This window comes from Rothia sp. HMSC036D11, assembly GCF_001814205.1.
Lineage (GTDB): Bacteria > Actinomycetota > Actinomycetes > Actinomycetales > Micrococcaceae > Rothia > Rothia dentocariosa.
Window position 1 is genome coordinate 1 of sequence record NZ_KV815298.1, and the last position, 3916, is coordinate 3916.

The following is a 3916-nucleotide window of genomic DNA, read 5'->3' on the forward strand; positions in this document are numbered from 1 at the left end:
AGCAGATGCGCTACCAATTGCGCCACGCCCCCGCGGTGCTCTACTACTATAAACTACTTTTTATAACGTAAGCAAATCCAGCAGAGCGTTTCTTATGAGAAGTACATCACAAGATTTACAGACCCCTAAAAATTGTTTCCTTCACACGAATGTGCATTTCTTTGAGTCCCTCCAGCGTGACCCTCTGTTCACGCATATACGTTTGAGCCACATCGACGAGGTCTTCGGGATTTCCATCAATAACAATAATCAGACTGTCCTTCTCCCCCGACTTACGGCTGCTGCTCTTTCCTGAGGTATCGTCTATCCAACGTGCCGTGAAGCTCTTCAAGTTATTAAATTCCTGGGTCTCCATAGCATCCTGAAGCGCCATAGTTATCAGGTTCAAACGCTCGGCGCCCAAAACCTGAATTGAAATATCCGCGGTAGCACCCGAAGGAACCTGAAGTTTATTGCGCTGCACGGTATATTGCACTCGCATTCCCTGCGAGAACTGCGCGTTTTGCAGGGTTCGCAGATTTTCCTTGATCTTGTTCCATGCGCCCTTCGTGAGGCTTGCATCGACGTCAAGGGTATTCGAATCGTTGTCTTTTTGAATGCTCAACGCATCAACGGCATAGCGAGGTACTGAAACCCCAAGAATTGTTCCCCACTCAGCTTCGGATATTCCTTGTGGGGCAGGAATGGTCATAGCTGCTTCATTATCCGAGGGTTCAAGAGTAATGGACTCGGGGTGTCCATATTCCCACAAGGCCGAAAGAGCACGTGCGGTACCGGCAGAATCTTGTCGCCCACGACTCGTTATCGAGATACGACCAACAAGTTCAAGATTATCCTCAGAGTTATCGTCCTTGTTCCGACCCTGAATCGTAAATTCTTCGACCTTGAGATAGGTTCCGTCAATATTCTCTCGAATATCGTGCTCCCATTTTTCAAGCTGTTTCCTGCGCGAAACAGTCGCCGCCGCCTCATCGCCTAATATTCCAGCACGGGCAAATTGGGGCATCATCGCAACAACGTCGGCAGCCACGATGCATCCCGCCGTCAGCAAAAGCGAGCGCCTGCTCAGAGAATTCACGCGCTGAGGAACATATTTTTTCCATCCGCTAGACTGAGCATCTTTGTGTGCAACATCGTTATTTTCCGCGTTCTGCGACATTACGATATTCCTTTCACCGGTGAGTGAGATTCTACGTTTTTATCTCTACTCCCAGAATACCCAATACCGTCGCAGAAGAACTCATCAGGACTGTCTCATCCGCTTCACATCACATGAGATTACGTTCAGGCAGATTAGTACGCGCGCCATAAACACTTAAAGCTGTGGGGCAAGAATTACTGCAATTCTTGCCCCACAGCTTTGTCTTCGGATTATCCTAGGCAGATTCAGCTTTTTGAGTTTCTTCTTCATGCTGCCCGGCGTTGTTTTGTTCAAGTGCCTCGTTCTGGAGTGTCACATCGGCTGCCGCAAGTTCGGCAATACGGATTTCCCCGGTAGTGGGGTCATCATAGGTGACATATTCAGGATGCCCCTCGATCTCAGTACCGTCATTTACGTGAGTCTCCGATATTAAGAAACCGTGTGCACCTAAAATTTTGGCGACTCGGTCAATATCTTGAGGGGTTGGTGTATGGTCTACCACACGACGAATGTATTCGTTAATGCGTTGGTCACTTACATACGCCTCGCCGCGAGCGGCACGCGACTGCATAAGACGACGCACAACTTCTTGAAGCTGTTCGTCAGTCAAACGCATTTTCAAAATTGCCATAACCGCTGCACGGTCTTGAACAGGAACGTCCTTCGGGTAACCGACACTGAGCCAGTCAACAACACGCGAGATGATGTTTTTATCCGGCATCGGATACCTCCTCTATACGTTCATCATATCTATCTTCAAGCATGTATTTAGTGACCTCCACCGGTCACACCAAAGATATTCCACCCAAAAGTATGGAAGATGAAATCTTTGGCGACCCACAGAATGCCAATAAACACAATTCCTATGATGATAGCAAATACAACGCTCGCGGCAATCTTTGAACCGCGACTAGGAGGCTGAATCTCGATGAGTTTACCGTCTGCCGTGTACTCGGTATCCCCCGCCAGCAAGCGCATTCCAAAGGCATAGAGCGCTGGCAAACCGGCACCTAAGAAAAGCCCAGCAAGAACAACAGGGACGATCTTTTCAAACAATTCGAAAAGAGACATTATGCACCCGCCTTTTCACGTGCCGGAGAGGGTAATTCAGGAATGTCTTGATTATCGCTTTGGCGACTCTCAAGAGTTTCGTCCTGAGTCTTCTCAGTCTCCCCACCCTTGGTGTCGTTCCAATCGGCGGTCACGTTCGATGCGTCCACAGCATCCTTCTGGGAATGGCGCCACATCCAGATACTAAAGGCCAGCAGGATCAAGAAGACAACCAACTCGCCCACATAATGGGTATTAGTCAGGTTATTCAGTCCCGTACCAATCAGCCACGTAATAGCACCGATAGCGGCAGCGGCGGGAAGAGTAATAACCCAGGCGATCACCATACGCCCGGCAACACCCCAGCGTACTTCTGCGCCTTTACGACCCAAACCGGTACCCAGAATTGAGCCGGTAGCAACATGGGTGGTCGAAAGTGCCATGCCAAAGTGCGAGGAGGTCAGAATAATTGCTGCGGAGGCTCCGTCGGCGGCTACGCCCTGCGGGGTATCAACTTCCACAATGCCCTTACCCAGAGTGCGGATAATGCGCCAGCCGCCCAGGTAGGTACCCAAGGCAATGGCTATGGCACAGGATGCTTTGACCCAGAACGGGATAGCATCGTCGTCTTTTACGGTACCGGAAGCAACTAGGGCTAGGAAGATCACGCCCATAGTTTTCTGCGCATCGTTGGTGCCGTGCGCCAAGGACATAAGGGATGCGGTGCCCACCTGACCCCAACGGAATCCGTTGGTCTTCTTATCATCAGATACCGGCGAGGCGACGCGGTAGACCAGCCATGTACCCACCGTAGAAACAAGAGCCGCCACAACCGGGGACATCACGGCGGGAATTACGATCTTGGAAACAACGCCTTCCCACTGCACACCATTGAGCCCCATAGCGGCGAGCGCAGAACCGATCAAACCGCCGAAAAGAGCGTGGGAAGAACTGGAGGGAAGCCCAAAAAGCCAGGTCAGCACATTCCAGAGAATACCGCCTACAAGGCCGGTAAAGACGATCAACATAAGATCGGAACCGTTGGTACTGATATCAATCCTGTCAAGGTTTACCAGCCCTTTACCGACGGTTTTAGCAACCTCAACGGATAGAAAGGCACCCACTAGGTTCAGCGATGCTGACAACGCCACCGCTGTCTTAGGCTTAAGCGCACCGGTAGCGATGGAGGTCGCCATCGCGTTTCCGGTATCGTGAAAGCCGTTTGTGAAGTCGAAGGCCAGTGCCGTCAACACCACAATCACGAGGATGATAAGTTCAGTAGTCACATTTTGATTATGGAATGTCTCGCGTAAAATTTAAAGTATTCTTCCCCGAAACGAAATAACACTTAAAACAACATAAACCAACACAATACCTGTGGACTACGATACCTCCTCTTGGCCTAAAAACCCGAGAAATAAAGGATATACGGATAATAAATCCACCGTATACCACGAGTCTATTCCATGGTTTTCTGTGGTTTATAGCGTTTCCTAAGATTCTCCCCAACAGCAGGTCTCCTCATGTATAACACGTGTTCATCTACTGTTCATGTAGATATGAGGATTTATGACGCAGCGCGATTATAAGGTTTGTAATTCTACCTAGGAACACTACATATTCGAGAGAATTCAGCGGCATTTTGGTGATAAAACGAAGGACCCCGAGTTCTATGCTCGGGGTCCTTTTCTAAAACTAGTCCGGCGACAACCTACTCTCCCACAC

At 49.7% G+C, this 3916-nt stretch carries 4 protein-coding genes; all 4 read right to left on the minus strand.

Annotated features, from left to right (window positions below; all coding sequences use genetic code 11):
• Positions 1-115 precede the first annotated feature (115 nt).
• The 4 genes from HMPREF2958_RS05090 to HMPREF2958_RS05105 all read right to left on the minus strand — a co-directional run bounded on the left by HMPREF2958_RS05090 (position 116) and on the right by HMPREF2958_RS05105 (position 3477).
• The gene (locus tag HMPREF2958_RS05090) at positions 116-1159 is read right to left on the minus strand and encodes a Tat (twin-arginine translocation) pathway signal sequence (RefSeq protein WP_070697099.1); all 1044 of its coding nucleotides are present in this window, start codon (positions 1157-1159) and stop codon (positions 116-118) included.
• A 217-nt stretch (positions 1160-1376) separates the two neighbouring features.
• On the minus strand, positions 1377-1862 hold the full coding sequence (locus HMPREF2958_RS05095; protein ID WP_004005920.1) for a DUF3349 domain-containing protein: 486 nt from the start codon (positions 1860-1862) through the stop codon (positions 1377-1379).
• 47 nt (positions 1863-1909) lie between these two features.
• A complete protein-coding gene (locus HMPREF2958_RS05100; RefSeq protein WP_004005921.1) occupies positions 1910-2212 on the minus strand; it encodes a hypothetical protein in 303 nt (100 codons plus the stop codon).
• On the minus strand, positions 2212-3477 hold the full coding sequence (locus HMPREF2958_RS05105; RefSeq protein WP_070661572.1) for an inorganic phosphate transporter: 1266 nt from the start codon (positions 3475-3477) through the stop codon (positions 2212-2214). Before HMPREF2958_RS05105 ends, HMPREF2958_RS05100 begins: the two co-directional genes overlap by 1 nt.
• Positions 3478-3916 lie beyond the last annotated feature (439 nt).

Bases quoted from the DNA above. Each gene is read 5' to 3' on its own strand.
- HMPREF2958_RS05090 (WP_070697099.1), bottom strand. From the start codon at position 1,159: ATGTCGCAGAACGCGGAAAATAACGATGTTGCACACAAAGATGCTCAG.
- HMPREF2958_RS05095 (WP_004005920.1), bottom strand. From the start codon at position 1,862: ATGCCGGATAAAAACATCATCTCGCGTGTTGTTGACTGGCTCAGTGTC.
- HMPREF2958_RS05100 (WP_004005921.1), bottom strand. From the start codon at position 2,212: ATGTCTCTTTTCGAATTGTTTGAAAAGATCGTCCCTGTTGTTCTTGCT.